This is a genomic window from Desulfovibrio sp. OH1186_COT-070 (genome assembly GCF_003860215.1).
GTDB lineage: Bacteria > Desulfobacterota > Desulfovibrionia > Desulfovibrionales > Desulfovibrionaceae > Desulfovibrio.
In genome coordinates, this window is sequence record NZ_RQYH01000273.1 from 1 (window position 1) to 240 (window position 240).

The window sequence follows — 240 nt, forward strand, 5'->3', positions numbered from 1 at the left end:
ATTTTATTCTAAAGGATGGTATAAATTTTGAAAAGCCTTCTGAAGATTTAAGAAATGCACTTCCAATAACTTCAGTACTTATGGCTATTATTAAATAAATATAAGGCATTTTTAACTCCTTTTAATTTTCGTATTTTATTTAATTTTATTCTAAAGGATGGTATAAATTTTGAAAAGCCTTCTGAAGATTTAAGAAATGCACTTCCAATAACTTCAGTACTTATGGCTATTATTAAATAA

General features: G+C 24.2%; 1 protein-coding gene. It reads right to left on the reverse strand.

The features are described from left to right. The coding region (locus EII23_RS12820) for an SMR family transporter (RefSeq protein WP_079993682.1) at positions 1-109 on the reverse strand (109 nt) is incomplete at its 3' end. Positions 110-240 lie beyond the last annotated feature (131 nt).